General features: G+C 40.6%; 16 protein-coding genes. 15 read left to right on the forward strand and 1 reads right to left on the reverse strand.

Going from position 1 to position 18,321, the window contains the following annotated elements; genetic code table 11:
* The first annotated feature begins 18 nt into the window (after nucleotides 1-18).
* The 4 genes from thiE to thiC all read left to right on the forward strand — a co-directional run bounded on the left by thiE (nucleotide 19) and on the right by thiC (nucleotide 4,489).
* On the forward strand, nucleotides 19-1,620 hold the full coding sequence (gene thiE, locus I7804_RS03670; RefSeq protein WP_248405005.1) for a thiamine phosphate synthase: 1,602 nt from the start codon (nucleotides 19-21) through the stop codon (nucleotides 1,618-1,620).
* Complete coding sequence (gene thiW, locus I7804_RS03675; RefSeq protein WP_248405007.1) at nucleotides 1,617-2,150, forward strand: energy coupling factor transporter S component ThiW; 534 nt, start codon at nucleotides 1,617-1,619, stop codon at nucleotides 2,148-2,150. Before thiE ends, thiW begins: the two co-directional genes overlap by 4 nt.
* 73 nt (nucleotides 2,151-2,223) lie before the next feature.
* Nucleotides 2,224-3,078, forward strand: coding sequence for a bifunctional hydroxymethylpyrimidine kinase/phosphomethylpyrimidine kinase (thiD, locus tag I7804_RS03680; RefSeq protein WP_022755643.1), 855 nt, complete (start codon nucleotides 2,224-2,226; stop codon nucleotides 3,076-3,078).
* 97 nt (nucleotides 3,079-3,175) lie between these two features.
* Entirely contained in the window at nucleotides 3,176-4,489 is a 1,314-nt protein-coding gene (gene thiC / locus I7804_RS03685) for a phosphomethylpyrimidine synthase ThiC (protein ID WP_248405008.1), read from the forward strand.
* A 199-nt stretch (nucleotides 4,490-4,688) separates the two neighbouring features.
* Here thiC and I7804_RS03690 read toward each other — a convergent pair whose 3' ends face one another.
* Complete coding sequence (locus I7804_RS03690; protein ID WP_248405010.1) at nucleotides 4,689-5,555, reverse strand: hypothetical protein; 867 nt, start codon at nucleotides 5,553-5,555, stop codon at nucleotides 4,689-4,691.
* A 459-nt stretch (nucleotides 5,556-6,014) separates the two neighbouring features.
* On the opposite strand from I7804_RS03690, the gene I7804_RS03695 reads away from it, so the two are divergent.
* The 11 genes from I7804_RS03695 to I7804_RS03745 all read left to right on the forward strand — a co-directional run bounded on the left by I7804_RS03695 (nucleotide 6,015) and on the right by I7804_RS03745 (nucleotide 18,182).
* The gene (locus tag I7804_RS03695; protein WP_248405012.1) at nucleotides 6,015-6,620 is read left to right on the forward strand and encodes an RNA polymerase sigma factor; all 606 of its coding nucleotides are present in this window, start codon (nucleotides 6,015-6,017) and stop codon (nucleotides 6,618-6,620) included.
* Nucleotides 6,617-6,835: a hypothetical protein gene (locus I7804_RS03700; protein WP_248405013.1), complete on the forward strand. Its 219-nt coding sequence runs from the start codon at nucleotides 6,617-6,619 to the stop codon at nucleotides 6,833-6,835. Before I7804_RS03695 ends, I7804_RS03700 begins: the two co-directional genes overlap by 4 nt.
* A 61-nt stretch (nucleotides 6,836-6,896) precedes the next feature.
* On the forward strand, nucleotides 6,897-7,583 hold the full coding sequence (locus tag I7804_RS03705; protein ID WP_248405014.1) for a hypothetical protein: 687 nt from the start codon (nucleotides 6,897-6,899) through the stop codon (nucleotides 7,581-7,583).
* Between the two features lie 306 nt (nucleotides 7,584-7,889).
* Nucleotides 7,890-8,849: a GNAT family N-acetyltransferase gene (locus I7804_RS03710; protein WP_248405015.1), complete on the forward strand. Its 960-nt coding sequence runs from the start codon at nucleotides 7,890-7,892 to the stop codon at nucleotides 8,847-8,849.
* Between the two features lie 24 nt (nucleotides 8,850-8,873).
* The gene (gene glpK / locus I7804_RS03715; RefSeq protein ID WP_022755646.1) at nucleotides 8,874-10,379 is read left to right on the forward strand and encodes a glycerol kinase GlpK; all 1,506 of its coding nucleotides are present in this window, start codon (nucleotides 8,874-8,876) and stop codon (nucleotides 10,377-10,379) included.
* Entirely contained in the window at nucleotides 10,372-11,097 is a 726-nt protein-coding gene (locus I7804_RS03720; RefSeq protein WP_248405016.1) for a hypothetical protein, read from the forward strand. The genes glpK and I7804_RS03720 overlap by 8 nt, the downstream gene beginning before the upstream one ends.
* A gap of 141 nt (nucleotides 11,098-11,238) precedes the next feature.
* Nucleotides 11,239-13,248: a Na/Pi cotransporter family protein gene (locus I7804_RS03725; RefSeq protein WP_248405017.1), complete on the forward strand. Its 2,010-nt coding sequence runs from the start codon at nucleotides 11,239-11,241 to the stop codon at nucleotides 13,246-13,248.
* Between the two features lie 274 nt (nucleotides 13,249-13,522).
* Nucleotides 13,523-14,665: a serine hydrolase domain-containing protein gene (locus I7804_RS03730; RefSeq protein WP_248405018.1), complete on the forward strand. Its 1,143-nt coding sequence runs from the start codon at nucleotides 13,523-13,525 to the stop codon at nucleotides 14,663-14,665.
* A gap of 59 nt (nucleotides 14,666-14,724) precedes the next feature.
* Nucleotides 14,725-15,285: an NUDIX hydrolase gene (locus tag I7804_RS03735; RefSeq protein WP_248405019.1), complete on the forward strand. Its 561-nt coding sequence runs from the start codon at nucleotides 14,725-14,727 to the stop codon at nucleotides 15,283-15,285.
* Nucleotides 15,286-15,348: 63 nt separating this feature from the next.
* Entirely contained in the window at nucleotides 15,349-15,627 is a 279-nt protein-coding gene (locus I7804_RS03740) for a type II toxin-antitoxin system HicB family antitoxin (RefSeq protein ID WP_022755651.1), read from the forward strand.
* A gap of 50 nt (nucleotides 15,628-15,677) precedes the next feature.
* Nucleotides 15,678-18,182, forward strand: coding sequence for a glycoside hydrolase family 3 protein (locus I7804_RS03745; RefSeq protein WP_248405020.1), 2,505 nt, complete (start codon nucleotides 15,678-15,680; stop codon nucleotides 18,180-18,182).
* Nucleotides 18,183-18,321 lie beyond the last annotated feature (139 nt).

Below are 18,321 nucleotides of genomic sequence, written 5' to 3' on the forward strand. Positions count from 1 at the left end.
TATTCAGCCAGCCACGATATGAATATGAAAAGTCTTATACGAAAACACAATCCTCAGATTCACATTATCACTAATAATATAACTGCTGAGATATCCGTTAATGCAGTACTTGCATTAGGTGCTGCTGCAATAGGCGCGGATAGCCTTCTTGAAGTGTCCGAAATCACTTCATCTTCTGATGCTCTTGTACTTAATACAGGAACTCCATCTATAGACAGATACGAAGCTTTTCGCCTTGCGGGGTTAAGCGCCAATACTAAAAACATACCTGTTGTTCTGGATCCTGTTGGAGTTGGAGCATCCACTTTTAGAAAAGAAAATATCTTACGTCTTCTTAATGATATCAATGTTACCTGCATAAGGGGTAATGCCACTGAGATTATGAATCTATGTGATTTGATCGTTGATAAAAGCTGTGATGAAAGACTTGATCAAACAGATGGAAGATTAGAACAACCTGATAATATAATGCCCTTTAAACTCCAATCTGATAAAGTAATCTCACGCGGCGTTGAAGATGCCGGCCTTGGATTTAGTAAGGATGCAGTTATCTCTTTATCCAAAAAGCTTGACGCTATCATTGTAATCTCCGGAGAAACAGTAACTGTAGTATCTGCAAGAGACGATTTCTATAAAGAATATCCGGGCGGATCTATTTTCCAAAAGCAGTTTACAGGTGCAGGCTGTATGATGTCTGCCCTTGTTGGTACTTACCTTGCTGCAGGAAGAAAAGGAAACATAACTGATATAGACAGCGTAGAAAGCTGCATTAGGGATTATGAAAGCTGTGCAAGGAAAGCTGAACGCAGAGTATATGGAAGCAGGAATATAGGCACGATGAATTATCGTAATACTCTCATTGATGAACTCAGCCTTCTTGATAAACCCTGGAGATACCGATTCGATAAAAGTGATCTTAATCTATATGCCATTACAGATAGAAGCTGGATTTTAAATGACAACGATTCTTGCAGTGAATCCTCCTTAGAAGATAACTCTTGTAATAGTAATAAAGCTTCAAAAGAATCATTATATTGCAAATCTTTGGAAGAAGCCGTAGAAAAGGCAATCCTTGGAGGCGCCACAATAATCCAGCTTCGTGAAAAGAATATATCAGATGATGAGTATATTAAAAGAGCAGAATCTATAAAATCAGTATGTGATAAATACAATATCCCTCTTATCATCAATGACAATGTTGACGTTGCCCTTAAAGTAAAGGCTGCAGGAGTTCATGTCGGACAGGGCGACACTTCTGTAAGCAAGGCAAGGAGCATCCTTGGAAAAGATTACATAATAGGTGCAACAGCCCATAACCTTGAGGAAGCAAAGATAGCTCAAACATGTGGTGCGGACTATCTGGGAGTGGGAGCTGCCTTTGGCTCTTCAACCAAGAAGGATGCCAAACCGCTTACAAGTCTTGAAACCTATAAAGAGATCACCTCTAACATTTCGATTCCGATTGTAGCCATAGGCGGTATCAATGAGTCCAATATGGATCTTCTTACAGGAAGCGGGATAGCGGGAGTAGCTATAATATCAGGCATTTTCAGTGCTTTAGATATAGAGAAACAGGCTAATATTTTAAGCCGGAAGGCAAAGGAGGATTTTTTATCATGAAAAAAGCTGAAGTTAAAAAACTTGTTGTTGCTGCAATGTTTGTAGCTCTTGCAGTATCACTGTCTACATTTTCTTTTCCCATAGGAGCATCCAAGTGCTTCCCCATACAGCATATGGTAAACGTACTGAGCGCTGTGTTCCTTGGACCATGGTACGGGGTACTGGTAGCGTTTTGTACATCTCTTATCAGGAACCTTCTTGGAACAGGAACACTTCTTGCATTCCCCGGAAGTATGGTAGGTGCCCTTTGCTGCGGTCTTGTATACAAGATATCCAGAAAGTTTATTCCTACTTATATAGCTGAAGTTGTAGGAACAGGTATACTTGGAGGCATCATTGCATTCCCTGTTGCAAGCCTTGTTATGGGAAAAGAAGCTGCTCTATTTACCTATGTCGTTCCATTCCTTGTAAGTACTGTAGGAGGAACTGTTATAGCAGCGCTCCTTATCACATTCCTTTACAAGACCCATGCCATCAATACACTTACAGCTCTACTTGATGATGCAGATTCTATCAGGTCCAAGGCATAATATCTCTTCCATTTCTTTTACATAAAAAATCACTCTGGATATAAAACATAGAGTTAAAAACATGAGGTTAAATATGATAAAACACACAGCACTTACAATTGCAGGAAGCGATTCATCGGGCGGCGCGGGAATCCAGGCTGATCTTAAGGCAATGCTGGCCTGCGGCGTATTCGGTATGAGCGCTATAACAGCGATAACTGCCCAGAATACAACAGGTGTTAAGAGCATCATGCAGGTCACACCTGATATCCTCTCTGATCAGCTCGATATGGTATTTACAGATATATACCCGGAAGCTGTCAAGGTCGGAATGACATTTAACTGCGAGCTTATCAAGGTTATCTCTGGTAAACTTTCTGAATATAATGCCCGGAATATCGTAGTAGACCCTGTCATGGTCGCTACAAGCGGAGCAAGACTTATCGATGAAAAAGCCATCGATAGTCTATGCAAGCTCTTACTTCCAAAGGCTGATCTTATCACCCCGAATATCCCTGAAGCAATGATACTATCAGGACTATCCAGCATATCTAACGAAGAAGATATGCTAGCAGCAGCAAGGATAATGGGTGAAACATTTGGCTGCTGCGTCCTTGTAAAAGGCGGTCATATGAGCGGTGATGAGTCATCTGCTGATGTATTGTATAAGACTGATAATTCATACTTCTGGTATACATCGCCAAGGATTGATAATCCCAATACTCATGGAACAGGGTGCACCCTTTCAAGCGCGATTGCATCATACCTTGCCAAGGGAGATCCTATGGAAATAGCGATTTCAAAAGCTAAGAATTATCTGAGCAAAGCAATCGCTGCAGGTCTAAATCTAGGCAAGGGGTCAGGTCCTTTGTGGCATATGACAGCTAATGTATCAGAACGCTCATATTCAGAAGATAGCAATAGTTCACATAATATTTCAATTTCATAAATATGACGTAAGGGTCAAAAGTCATTTCGATTCGAGCTTGCTCGAAATCGAATATGTATTTCTGTAACATATAACACATAATAGATTAGGAGAATTCATGAACAGACAGTATCACACACAAATGGAAGCAGCACGCATGGGAATCATAACTCCCGAAATGAAGATCGTTGCAAAAGATGAGGGAAGGACAGAAGAATATATCAGGGATCTGGTTGCCAAAGGCCAGGTAGCAATCCCTGCAAACCCCGCCCACAAAGTCCTTAAGCCAAGCGGAATCGGTAGTATGCTTAAGACCAAGATCAACGTCAACCTTGGTGTAAGCCGCGACTGTAAGGACTATGATATCGAGATGGAGAAGGTTATGAGTGCTGTAGATCTTGGCGCAGAAGCCATCATGGACCTTTCAAGCCATGGTAATACACAGCCTTTCAGACAGCTTCTGTGCAGTAAGTGCCCTGCCATGATCGGAACTGTTCCGATATATGACAGCGTGATTCACTATCAAAGAGACCTTGCTGAGCTTACTGCCCAGGATTTCATTGATGTTGTAAGACTTCATGCCGAGGACGGCGTAGACTTTGTAACTCTTCACTGCGGAATCACACGTAAGACCATCAGCCAGATAAGAGACGGCGGTCGTAAGATGAACATCGTAAGTAGAGGCGGAAGCCTTGTATTTGCCTGGATGGCTATGACAGGACATGAGAATCCTTTCTATGAATATTATGATGAGATTCTCGATATCTGCAGAGAACATGACGTAACTGTAAGCCTTGGTGATGCCTGCAGACCGGGATGCCTTGCAGATGCCACAGACGGATGCCAGATTGAAGAGCTTCTAAGACTTGGAGAACTGACTCAGAGAGCCTGGGATAAGGATGTACAGGTTATGGTAGAAGGCCCCGGACATGTTCCTATGGATCAGATTGCAGCCAACATGAAAGTCCAGCAGACAATCTGTAAGGGAGCTCCATTCTATGTCCTTGGACCTCTTGTAACAGACATCGCTCCTGGTTATGATCACATTACTGCTGCTATTGGCGGAGCTATCGCTGCAGCATCAGGAGCAGCTTTCCTGTGCTACGTAACTCCTGCTGAGCACCTTGCTCTTCCTAATGTTGATGATGTACGTCAGGGTATAATTGCAAGTAAGATCGCTGCTCACGCTGCGGATATTGCAAAGGGACTTCCTGGTGCAAGAGACCAGGATGACAGGATGGCTGATGCAAGGCGTAAGCTCGACTGGGATGCTCAGTTCTTAGAAGCTCTTGACCCGGAAACTGCCAAAGCTATAAGAGACAGCCGCGCTCCTGAAGATGATCACAGTGATACCTGCAGTATGTGCGGTAAGTTCTGCGCAGTACGCAGCATGAACAAGGCGCTGGCTGGAGAATATATAGATATTTTATAAGCAAGTATTTGATTTTTGACACCTTGTCAAAATGATAAATGTTAACCAAAAAGGGTATTATTCAATGATAAGATTGAAAAAATACCCTTTTTTGATTTATATATGAACTTTATTGTTTGTCAGGCCTTGCGAAGGCAGAAGTTTTCAGAAAACATTGAAATGCCAGCATAATCAGGCTGCCACTCGTAGCTGCCTTATGCTACAATTTAAACCATTGCAAATCTATTTTATCATTAGAAAGAACAGATTCTTTCCAGGATAGGTAATCATTTATATCTTTATATAGTAAGCAATCATTTTGATTAACTAAATATAATATCTTATCACTGTCATGGTCATATTCAAAAGGAAATACCCCCTCATATTCTGGACAAGTGTTAATATCTAGTTCTTCTACGCTTGCTATTTCAACATATTTTCCTTCCTTAAGATCAAACTCATATAATTCATAAGGCCAAAAATCATCATTATACATATATTGTGAATGTGGCACGTTTGCATAAATTATTCCATTGGAATAGAACTCTAATCCAATGTAGTAGTCAAATAATAGCTCAAAACCGCTTTGTTGGTCATAAACAAATATATAATCAGCAGAATCACTGTTATTAGTTCCACCTATTCGTATAAGTAGTTCGTTTTTGGAATCACCATTAATATCATATATGGAGATATAGTCTTCATAAGCTCGTTTCTTTTGCGTTTTGAAATCTGATTCATTATTGGAATAACAATATTGTCCATTGGGAAGATAGCCGGTAGCTTCAAGAATTACAATACATTCGTAATACTTGCGATTTATAGTAGGATCATCTGAAAAAATTGGCAAATCGCTTTCTGTAAATGAAACAGATTTTTCTAAGTCATGGATGTCTATGTCCTCATTTGTAGAAGGCTGTATACTAGCATTGGTTGTATATGCGGCTGATGAACTATCGGAATATGAAATGGCACTATACTCATAAGAACTGTTTTCGTTACTCGTCGTTGGTGAGTCTGTTTTTGTACATGCATCTAAAGTTATTATAATTAGTAAAAGTATACTGATAATAAATAACTTTTTCATCAAGCACCTCCAAAGTTGTTATTTTACATAGTATAGCATATGTTTGGGTTTACATTTTTGGGAAATGAAGATGCAGACAGTACGAATACAACATAGGCTCCTTCTAGATTAGAGTTTTTATGAAAAGATCCCTAAAAAGGGAGGATGCCAGGTAAGTCCCCACTTACCTGGCATTATTATGAAAAAGTTTTTATTAGTATTGCTTCATCTGACAATATTAGTGTATCGCATCAGTGTGACCAATAAATGATTTGGCGTAAAGAAACGTAAAACAAATTGTTAACAAAATATTAAGGTAATCAGTAGAAGACATTTTCCATCATCGTTAGTTGATATACTTTGAAAAGAATACAATTAACTATTTGGACTAAAATAAAAAAGTTTTTTGATACGATGTGTAAGATTTAATATGCTTTCCTGTCTATATAAGTGTAAGCTTACAAAAAATATGACTTTTTAATGGAATCTAACAAGTATTTCTATGTAAGAATAAGGAGAAAGTATGAGAGACGAAGAGATTGTGGAGTTGTTTTTCTCCGGGATGAAAAGGCCATAAATGAAACGAGCAGGAAATACGGAAATTATTGTCAGGCAATTGCTAATAATATATTAGGAAATATGCAGGATGTTGATGAATGTATTGACGATACTTATTTCAAATTATGGAACAGTATACCGCCTGTAAGGCCTCGTATTTTTAAAGTTTATCTTGCTAAGATCACTCGTAATATAGCGTTTAATATGTTTGAAAAACGCTGTACACGAAAACGGGGAGGAGGAACCATTATGGAGGTTCTTGATGAACTATATGAATGCATTCCGGATGAAAATAGTGTCGAGCACAGGGTTCTTGAAAAAGAACTATGCGCGATTATTAGGGATTACGTAAGAAATCTTTCAGATAGAGATGCAGATATTTTTACCTGCAGATATTTCTATACTGAAAGTATTGATGAGATAGCAGCTAAATTTGGATTAAAGAAGAATAATGTATCGGTAATACTTAAAAGGCTTCGCGATAAGTTGGCTAATAGACTTATGAAGGAGGAATATCTGATATCATGAAAAGAGAAACATTATATAAGGCAATTGATGCAATTGATGATGAGATAATTTATAGAAATGGTAAAGTAGAAAGAATTGGAGTCGCCAAGATCAGGAACAGAAAAAAAATTTTTAGACTTGTTGCGTCTATAGTTGCAGTAGTAATTCTTTTTATTGGAATCGATTTATACAGGTCTATAGATGTTTTTTTTGCCCCAAAAAGATGTGGAAGATAGCTCAATTATAGATACTTCCAATGATGAAACATATATATCTTCTGTTCAAAATACTAGTAACATGTTCGTTATAACTGCTAAAGCAATGGAACTAGACGCAGATGCTGGAGATAGTACAATCTCTTCAGGTGACGTAATGGGGCTAAGAGACGTGTCGGCTCTATATGGTAGTTCTGCATACCTTACGCAGAGATTTACCATTTCAGGAAAAAATATAAAAAAAGTAGAGGTGACTACAGATAAATGCTATATATATTCATCAGTTCCTGTTTATGAAGGAGATCCTGATTTCGAGAGAGCCATAAGTGGTGAAACCAAAGATAACGAAGAATATGAAATGATAGCAGATGTGGATTTCGATTATGATGAAGATAATGCATCAGAGCCAACACCATACCATTATGAACATATAGTCATAGAAGGGAATACATATGATGGTATTTATAATAGCGAGATGTCATTTGGTATGTCTGTCCCAGAGGAATTATGGAGTTCAAATGAAGATATGCAAGAGAGCTTCCATGAAGATGTTGATCAGGTTAATGGAGCGATTCTTACAATATCTGTAACTTATATGGATGAAACCGTAGAAGAACACCATTATAAAATAAGCACTGGAAAGATTTTTGTTCCGACTAATGAAGATGGTTTTTGTCAATGGGATAATCTTACCAGATTTTTAACAGCAGAGGAGGAAGCGGCCGGAGAAGCTTACACTTATGGATATCTTATGGAAAAAATAGATTAATACAATAGAAAAAGAATTTTAGGTCGCAATTTCGGAATGTACTGAAATTGCGACTTTTATAGTGCGTTACTTTAAAATATCTTAGAAATATTGCCTTAAAGTTCTTGTTTATGATTGGGACATGTACAATAAGTATATATGATGCGAATTATTATATTTTTGTTATAATATCGCAGTTGCGATACCATTTACAGATACTTTTTTGATAGAATAGTATATAGAAGTTTTGTCCTTACAACTTACCAGGTTACAAATGAATCAGTACACCAGATGTGGTAAAATAGTTTCCAGAAGAGAGTAGCATGTATGCTAAAAACAGTAGTTTATATTTTTCATGATAATGCAGATTCATCATTTAAAGAGCTGGAAGAAGAGAAAGCTTATCTTGCAGATTATGGGATCTTGCTTGAGACAATATCATCTCAAAGAATCCAGGATATATGGGCTTTGTACGTAGGAAGTACAAAGGCGGCCCTGGAATCTGACAAGCTTCCCCAAAGCGTTAGAGAAGTTCTTTTCCTATGTGATGATCCGGATGACTTTGCATATATAAAAAGTAAAGGTGCTTATGCCTGCGGAATGATAACTCCTGTGTCTAAGCAGGGTATATCATTTGAAGGAGCTCAGTATATCTTCAGCGAGATAGATGATGTAGACGCAGATTCTTTTATCAAAGCGTATCAAAGACAGGCAGGGGAGCCTTGGGACATACTGGAGACGGATAGGCTCCTTGTAAGGGAGACCACAGTCCAGGATGTGGATGCTCTATATGAGATATATGCAGAGCCGTCCATGACAAGGTACATGGAAGGACTCTTCGAAGATCCTGCTGATGAAAAAAGGTACATGAAGGATTATATAGAAAAGGTATACTCTCTCATGGGCTTTGGTGTATGGAGTCTTGTAAGTAAAGAAGATGGAAAGCTTATCGGCCGCGCGGGATTTAGCGTAAGAGGCGGATTTGATGAGCCTGAACTGGGATTTTTTATAGGCGTGCCATGGCAAAGAAAGGGCTTTGCCACAGAAGCCTGCGAAGCCATCATGGAATATGGCAGACAGGTACTTATGTTTGATAAAGTCCAGACACTTGTAAAAAAAGAAAATGAAGTATCGATTCATCTATGCAAAAAGCTTGGATTCAAAGTGGTAGATGAAGTAGAAATAGAAGAAGATATATACGGCGGAACATATATTACGGATGGACGCGTGTCACTTGGGCCGGATAAACGGGGGCGTTATGTAAGGCTTAAGTGGACAGCTTCATAATAAAGAGGTAAAGGGGAAAAAACTATGTCACAGGAAAGTTACATCTTAGCCCTTGATCAGGGCACTACATCTTCTCGTTGCATCTTGTTTGACAGATCAGGCAAGATCGCATCTATGGCGCAGAAAGAATTTCAGCAGTACTATCCGCAGCCCGGCTGGGTTGAACATAACCCAAGAGAGATATGGTCATCACAGCTTGCTGTTGCAATAGAAGCTATGGCCAATGTAGGTGCTACTGCCAAGGATATAGAAGCTATCGGCATCACCAATCAGCGTGAGACAACTATAGTATGGGACAAGGAGACCGGTGATCCTGTCTACAATGCAATAGTATGGCAGTGCAGGCGTACAGCCGATATTATAGAGAATATCAAAAAGCAGGGACTGTCCGATAAGATAAGGGATAAGACAGGACTTGTTCCTGATGCATACTTCTCTGCAACCAAGATCCAGTGGATACTTGAAAACGTACCGGGAGCAAGAAGGAAGGCTGAGGAAGGGAGACTTTGTTTTGGTAATGTGGATAGCTGGCTTATCTATAACCTTACTAAAGGCAAGGTCCATGTAACAGACTATACCAATGCATCAAGAACTATGCTTTTTAATATACATACATGTCAGTGGGATGAAGAGCTTTTGAAGCTTTTTGATATCCCTATGTCTATGATGCCTGAAGTTAAGCCTTCAAGTTGTATCTATGGCGAGTCTGATCCTTCTGTTCTTGGAGGACCTATAAGGATAGCAGGAGCAGCAGGAGATCAGCAGGCTGCACTTTTTGGACAGAACTGTTTCGAACCGGGACAGGTCAAGAACACCTACGGAACAGGCGGATTCCTTCTTATGAACACAGGAAGGGATGCTATTAAGTCAGAACATGGTCTTATCACTACCATAGCAGCAAGTATTGGAGGTGAAGTCGAATACGCCCTTGAAGGCAGCGTATTCGTAGCAGGAGCTTCCATTCAGTGGTTAAGGGATGAGATGCGCATGCTCAAGTCATCAGCCCAGTCTGAAGAGTATGCCGACAATGTCATGGACACATCAGGAGTGTATGTGGTCCCGGCATTTACAGGTATGGGAGCTCCATACTGGGATCCGTATGCAAGAGGTACTATAGTAGGTATCACCAGAGGCTGCAAGAAAGAGCACTTCATAAGAGCAACACTTGAGTCCATATGTTATCAGTCAGCAGATGTTATTAAAGCTATGCAGGAAGATGCTGCATGTCCTTTAAAAGAGCTCAGAGTTGATGGAGGTGCCAGCGCCAACAACTTCCTCATGCAGTTCCAGTCAGATATCTGCGGAGTTACAAGCTACAGACCTAAATGCATTGAGACTACAGCTCTTGGAGCAGCATATCTTGCCGGTATAGCAGTTGGCTATTGGAAAGACAAGGAAGATGTCACAAGGAACTGGCAGCTTGGCAGGAAGTTCGAATGCAAGATGGAAGATGAAAAGCGTATAGAGCTTCTCAAAGGATGGCACAGAGCTGTAAGATGTGCCATTGCATGGAGTAAGGACGATGAATAGCCTTGTTAGAAGAGCAGTAAGACCTTTTTTTAACTTATTTAGTGCTATAGGAAAAACGGGACTGTGGTTCACAGTCCCAATGAAGGGCAAGTACAGGCTCCGTTTCTATTCAAGGAAGAAATGCATTGATAGAAACTTTGACAAGAACCTGTCTGCTTTTGAAAACCATATATCTAGGATAGATAGAGATAGAGGCTTCATAGAGGATCAGAATCTATATAAAGATATGTACTACGGCGCCTCAACCATGGCAGAATCCGGGTGCGGAGTAATTGCAGTATACAATGCGCTTAAGGCTCTTTCAATTAATGAAGCGGGAAGTGAAGGATCTCCTTCACTTCCCAATCTCATATCCATATTTGAAAACAGCGGGATCACCATGGCGGGGCAATTCGGTACAGGCCCTAAGTCTATAGCGGATTTTTTTAGAAAAAGGGGTTTTGATATAAAAACGGCTACTGATCAGAGAAGGTACGCCCAGATAGCAAGAAGGTGCAACGTATGCATCATTACTATATTTAATAATAAGGACCGTCTTCACGATTTCCTTCATACCATGTGTATCACCAAGCAGGGCGATTTTCTGGTACTTCATAATACAAACGGTCGCAAAGCTCTATACAGATCTATGAAGGACTTATTGCAAAACTGTGGCATAAAAGGTAAGGCTCAGGGGGTTATGATAATAGGAATAGAGGACAAAATTAACAAAATTTAGTAAAATATAATTGAATATCTGTTTAAGATTTTGATCGTCATTTTATTGTAATTTTTAGTTTCATCGAATATGATAAATGTGTAAATTAGGCGAAGGGATTAAATAATTGGTGGTCAAAGATAAGACCACAACGGAGATCAAATGAATACAACAGAAATTTTTGAACTGATCGCCGGCATTATCGGCGGACTTGCGATGTTCCTTTATGGAATGAATATTATGAGCGGAGGCCTTACCAAGGCAGCAGGAGGTAAGCTTGAGAGCGCCCTTGCCAAGGTGACTTCCAGAAGATGGATTGCCTATTTTTTTGGTATAGGTATCACAGCTCTTGTTCAGTCATCTTCAGCTTCAACCGTTATGGTTGTAGGCCTTGTTAACTCAGGAATCATGCAGCTGACACAAGCTGTTAATGTTATACTTGGTGCCAATCTTGGTACTACTGTAACTGCCTGGATTCTGTCTCTTAACGGAATCGAAGGTGGTAACTTCTTTACTAATCTTTTAAAACCTACTTCTTTTACACCTTTCCTTGCACTTGTCGGCATTGTCTTCCTAATGTTCTCTAAATCTGAGAAAAAGAAAAATATCGGAACAGTCCTTCTTGGATTTTCAGTTCTTATGTTCGGTATGAGCATGATGTCTGAAGCAGTTGCACCTCTTAAGGAAAGTGTAGAGTTCCAGAACTTCCTCAGAAGTTTCTCTAATCCTATAATCGGCTTCATCATCGGTATGGCATTTACTATGATAATCCAGTCATCCGCCGGTACTATCGGTGTAGTACAGACCTTTGCCGGTGAAGGCATGATGACCTATGGAATGTGTATCCCTGTAGTCATGGGAGCTGAAGTTGGTACCTGTATCACAGCTATCCTTTCTTCTGTAGGAGCTGGCAAGAACGGTAAGCGTACTGCTCTTATGCATCTGTATTTCAATGTTATCAAGGCGGGCATTTTCATGGTGGGATTCTATCTCATCAATGCATTCGTTCACTTTACTTTCCTTGACGATATGGCAAGTTACTCAGGCCCTGCTATCATACATACTCTTGTAAACCTTGTGGCATCACCTCTTATGGTTCCTGTTTCAGGTATACTTGTTGCTATGGCACTTCGTACTATCCCTATTGATGAGAGGGAACAAAAAGAACTGGAAGAAAGCCGCGGCATCACTACTCTGGACGATCGCTTCCTTTCCAATCCTCCATTTGCATTGGAGCAGGCAAGGAATGCTACAGTTACTATGGAGAATCTTGCACAGAAGTCACTGTTCCTTGCAATGGATCTTATCGATGAGTTCGATGGCGAGAAGTGCGCAGAAGTAGAGCACCTTGAGAAAGAGATCGACAGATATGAAGATCAGCTCGATACCTATCTCATGAAAGTCAGCCAGCATCATCTTGCACCTGAAGATAACCATACATTGTCAGTGCTCCTTCATACTATAAGCGACTTTGAGCGTATATCAGATCATGCTCTTAACATAGCACAGGTAACTCAGAGGATGCGTGAGAACGAAAGACAGTTCTCCAGCAAGGCTCAGGAAGAAGTTAAGATCTTCGCAGAAGCTGTCAAAGAGATCGTATCTACTACTTTCAAATCATTTGAGAACAATGATGTAAGGCTTGCCAAGACCGTTGAGCCTTTGGAAGAAGTTATAGATGGACTTCATATGGAAGTTAAGCGCCGTCACGTAAGAAGACTTCGTAAGGGTAAGTGTACTGTAGAACTTGGATTCGACCTTTCTGATATCGGTACCGATTTTGAAAGGATCGCAGATCACTGTTCCAATATCGCAGCAGCCATCATTCAGGTAAGTGAGGACGGTTTCGATACTCACGGATACCTTGAAATGGTAAGAGCCGAGAAGAATCAGGAATTCGAGCAGGCTGTATTCTATTTTGAAAGCAAGTATTCTCTTCCTAAGATGAAGAAGTCAGACGCGATGGAAGAAGACCGCATAGATACAAGCTTCAAGGAAGAACATCCTGTACTTGTAGATCTTAATGTACTTGATGATGAAGGCGATAATAGAATCATCAGAGTACCTGCCGAGGGCGCAGAAGATTTCGATATGGCTCTTGATGAGCTCTTTAAGGACAAAGGGAAGAAGAAAGACAAGAAAAAGAAAAAAGACAAGAAAAAGAAAAAATAATCCCTGACAAAGAGCAAAAAATAGCAAGAAAAAAGAAAATAGAAATAATATAATCATAAGACAGATAGCAATAGTATGGTTGCTATCTGTTTTGGTTTATAAAAACAGATAGGCCACTACATATTTGTGAAGTTTTTAGAGTAATAAACAGGTAGAATCTTTTGGGATTGTCCTTGCTGGCAGGGTTGTAATATAATTTTTCATGAGAATCTTGAAAAGATCAATGATCATGAAATTGAAATTAATGACCAATAGTTTCGGAGGAATTATTTAAATGAACATTAGAAAGCTTACAAGGCTTGATGATTATATGCAAAAGCGCGCCGCCAGCATACCCGGTGCGACAATTATAATAGAGCACAATGGCAAAAGAGTCTATGAGAACAATTTTGGAATGGACAGAAAAGACAGTATCTATCGTATTATGTCTATGACCAAACCTATTACAGCTCTGGCGGCAATGATCCTGTATGAAAGAGGAATGCTGGATCTAATGGAGAATGTCAGCACCTATATTCCTTCATTTGCTGATGTGAAAGTCGCATCTGTAGGCGGATTCAAGAATCCTGACAGGCAGATCATAGTAAGGGACCTTCTCAATATGACTTCCGGAATAGTCCTGCCCGGAGATTATGGTCAGGCAGGACAGTCTATGAGCAAAGCTTACCGCGAAGCCCGTGTTCAGAAGAGGTCAGGGATACTGAAAAGTAATATAGATATAACTTCCAAGTTTGCAGAATCTGTCCTTATGTTTGATCCCGGAACATCTGTTCATTACGGTCTTAGTGCAGATATTCTGGCAGCTATAATTGAGATAGTATCAGGGATGAAGTTCTCAGATTTTCTTACAAAAGAGATCTTCACACCCCTTAACATGTCAGAGACAGATTTTAAGATTGATGGTGATAAGGCATTCAGACAGGCAGTAATGATGGGAAGACCCGATGCTAATGGCAAGGTTACAAGAGCAGACGCAAGCACGCTTCAAAGATTCGAAATGGAAGCTCCCTTCGATGAGCCATGGTATGAGTCAGGCGGAATCGGACTATATTCTACAGTAGAAGACTATGAGCACTTCTGCCAGATGCTGCTTAATAAGGGATCCTTCCATGGCAAAGAGCTTATAGGAAGAAGAACCTATCAGTTCATGACATCCAATCATCTTACAGACGATCAGCTAAGGGAATTTGGAAGAGATGGTTATGGATATGGCTGCTATTATAATGTACTCATAGATCCTATTAAAGCGGCATCCAATGGATCTGCTGGTGCTATAGAAGTTACAGGAGAAGCCGGAACATATTTCTGCGTAGATCCTGAAGAAGATCTTATAATTATGTATATGTCACAGATGGACGGCGGCGCAGATCCTGCTTTTATCAGAGGAATTCGCCAGATAGTATATGGGGCTATGTAATTTTATTATATAAATAGCCTTATGTTGTGAGTGAAACGAGATTAAAGGAAGCATGCAAGATGCAATATAAATCAATAAAGAAGCTCGAACAGGGCAAATTCATCACACGCTATGATGTAGAATACGAAACCATAGATCATGAGAAGAAGATATATGAGATTATAAGTCGAAATCCTGATATCAAAGATGAAGATGATCTTCATAACAATGATCCGGATGCTGTTGTGCTAATAATACAGGACGAGGCTCATGAAAGACTTCTTATAAATAAGGAATTCAGGCTGGCAGTTGATGACTGGATATACAACTTTCCGGCAGGTCTAATAGATCCCGGCGAAACTGCTGATCAGGCTGCAAAGCGTGAGCTGTGGGAAGAAACAGGACTAGAGCTCATATCCATAGATGATCATATTGGTAGATCCTACAGCGCAGTCGGCTTCTCTAACGAAGTCAACGTATGCGTGGTAGGCACAGCAAGAGGCGAGTTCAGGAAGAGCACGTCAAGTGTTGAGGAGATAGAACCCGGCTGGTATACCAAGGCTCAGGTAAGAGAGCTGTTAAAGACACAGCCTTTTGCTGCAAGAACACAGGCATATGCGTATCTTTGGTCTAAGGAATGAAATAAGGAATATAGAAAGCTATTTATATGACGTTGAATCTAAGTAAAGAGGAGGATTTTATATATGACATTTATATATCCATCAGTAATTAAAGAAGAAAACGGAAAGTTTGAGGGATATTTTCCGGATCTTGATAAGGTGACATTTGAAGGTGGGGATATCAATACAGCAATAGACGATGCTCAGGCAGTGTTATATGACTATATCAGAGTCGAGCTTACAGAAGAAGATTCACCGCATCTTCCATCAGTATCAGATGAATCTGAGCTCAAGCTTTCAGATGGAGAATTTGTAAGAAACATATGTGTTCATTTCAGATATACAGAGGGCTGGGACGAGTGATTGACACTTTGTCGCAGTAGCTCGTTATATAAATATTATGGAGGCGTTACATGAATAAGTGGAGTAGAATCAACTACCTTCCAAATCTTCCTCTTTATGAGGGCAAAGAGAGGGTTACAGAGAGCAAGGCTCATATAGAGCTTTCCAAGAATGCGGCCAAAGAGGGTATGGTCCTTCTTAAAAATGAGGAGTCTGTACTTCCATTAAAGCAGGGAAGCAAGGTTGCTCTTTTTGGTAAAGGAACTTTCGATTTCGTAAAAGGCGGCGGAGGATCAGGAGATGTAACAGTATCCTTCGTTCACAATATTTATGACGGATTTAAAGCACTTCCTGAATACGTATCTGTATACGAAGAAACAGCTTCTTTTTACAGAGATAATGTAGAGAAGCAGTACAAAGAAGGTAAAGTCCCGGGAATGCTGGAAGAACCTAAACTTCCTAAGGATCTTCTTGCAAAGGCAGCAAAAGAAGCTGACGTAGCAGTTATATCCATAAGCCGCTTTTCAGGTGAGGGCTGGGATCGTAAGATAGCTGGAACCAAGGCAACTGAAGGTCGCAAGGAAGATTGGGTATCACCGCTTGTAGAAGAGTCTGAGCAGCTCTTTGAAAGAGGCGACTTCTACCTTACCAAGGCTGAAGAAGACATGGTCAAAAAAGTTATCAAGGCTTTCTCTAAGGTTGTTGTAGTATTGAATGTAGGCGGAGTTGTAGATACCAAGTGGTTTGCAGATGAGAAGAAGATCCAGAGCGTCCTTCTTGCATACCAGGGAGGTATGGAAGGCGGCGCTGCAGAAGCTGAGCTTTTATGCGGCATAGGAACACCTTCAGGTAAGCTGTCAGATACTTTTGCCATGGATCTTACAGACTATCCGTCTACAGAAGGATTCCATGAATCCAATGATTATGTTAACTATACAGAAGATATATATGTAGGTTACAGATACTTTGAGACCATTCCGGGAGCAGCTGATAAGGTTGTATATCCTTTTGGTTACGGTCTGTCATACACTTCGTTCCAGATCGTAGATCCGGCAGCAAGAGTAGAAGATAAGAGTAAGGTATGCGAACAGGATGCAGAATTTACTTTCACATTCGAAGATGATCCTGACAATGTAGAGCTTAAGCCATCTGATGTCAAGAAGGCATATATCACAGCTACTGCACGTGTTAGAAACACAGGTTCATATCCGGGACGTGAAGTTGTCCAGGTGTATTTCTGTCCTCCTCAGGGCCAGCTTGGCAAGCCTTCCAAGGTTCTTGCAGGCTATAAGAAGACAAGGGTTCTTGAGCCCGGAGAGTCAGAACTTGTCAGCATCTCATTCCCTGTAAGCCAGATGGCATCATATGATGATGAAGGCAAGGTTTGTAAGTCTGCATATGTTCTTGAAAAGGGTGAATACGGTATTTTCCTTGGCACATCTTCAAGAAATCTTATCTGCGTAAATGTAGTAACACTTTCTAAGGATACTGTTACGCAGCAGCTTACAGAGCGTCTTGCGCCTGTATCACTTCCTAAGAGACTTCGTGCAGACGGAAGTTTCGAGAAGCTCAAGACTTTCAAGGAAAGAGATATTAATGCTACAAATCTTCCTGCAAATCCTGAGAAGAACATGGGATTTAAACCTCAGGTAAGGCGAGTAGATGCGCTTCCTATGTGGGGTGAAGCTCCAAAACACCAGCTTATTGAGGTTGCAGAAGGTAAGATATCACTTGATGAGTTCATAGCTCAGTTTACTGACGAGGATCTTGCAGATCTTCTTGGAGGTCAGCCTAATACAGGCGTTGCCAATACATTTGGTTTTGGTAACTTCCCTGACTTTGGCGTTCCTAATGCTATGACAGCTGATGGTCCTGCTGGCCTTAGAATACAGCCTGAAGCCATGGTTCATACTACAGCATTCCCTTGCTCTACACTTCTTGCATGCAGCTGGGATCCTGAGATTGTATATGAAGTTGGTAAGGCAGCAGGTGAAGAGGTCAAAGAGAACAATATCGCAGTATGGCTTACTCCCGCTATCAACATCCACAGAAGTCCTCTGTGCGGAAGAAACTTCGAGTACTACTCAGAAGATCCTCTTCTTGCAGGTAAGCAGGCAGCAGCAATGGTAAGAGGCGTGCAGTCCAACCGCATAGCTGTATCTGTCAAGCATTTTGCACTTAATAACAAGGAGACCAATAGAAACGAGAGCGACTCACGTGCATCCGAAAGAGCTATCCGCGAAATCTACTTAAAGCCTTTTGAGATCGTGGTAAAAGAGTCTGATCCATGGACTGTAATGTCTTCCTACAATGCGATCAATGGCGTGCGTGCATCAGAAAGCCACGAGCTTCTTACAGACATCCTTCGTGATGAGTGGGGCTTCAAAGGTATGGTTACAACAGACTGGTGGGGACACGGCGAGCACTACAAGGAAGTAGCAGCAGGCAATGATGTCAAGATGGCCAACGGATTCCCTAAACGCCTACTTGAAGCCAAGAAGAAAAAGCTCCTGACAAGAGAAGAGATGGAAATCTGTGGCAAGCGTATCCTTGAGCTTATCTTAAAACTCGATTGATTATTCAGACCAAAATGCATTAAAATCAAATAATGAAGTTTATGGAGCACCGGTTGGAAACTTCCGGTGCTTTTGTTTTTAAGTGATAAGGCATCAAATATATGGCTAAATAAAAGAAACATAAATGAAGTTGGGATTC

The sequence above is a fragment of the Butyrivibrio fibrisolvens genome, from assembly GCF_023206215.1.
GTDB lineage: Bacteria > Bacillota > Clostridia > Lachnospirales > Lachnospiraceae > Butyrivibrio > Butyrivibrio fibrisolvens_C.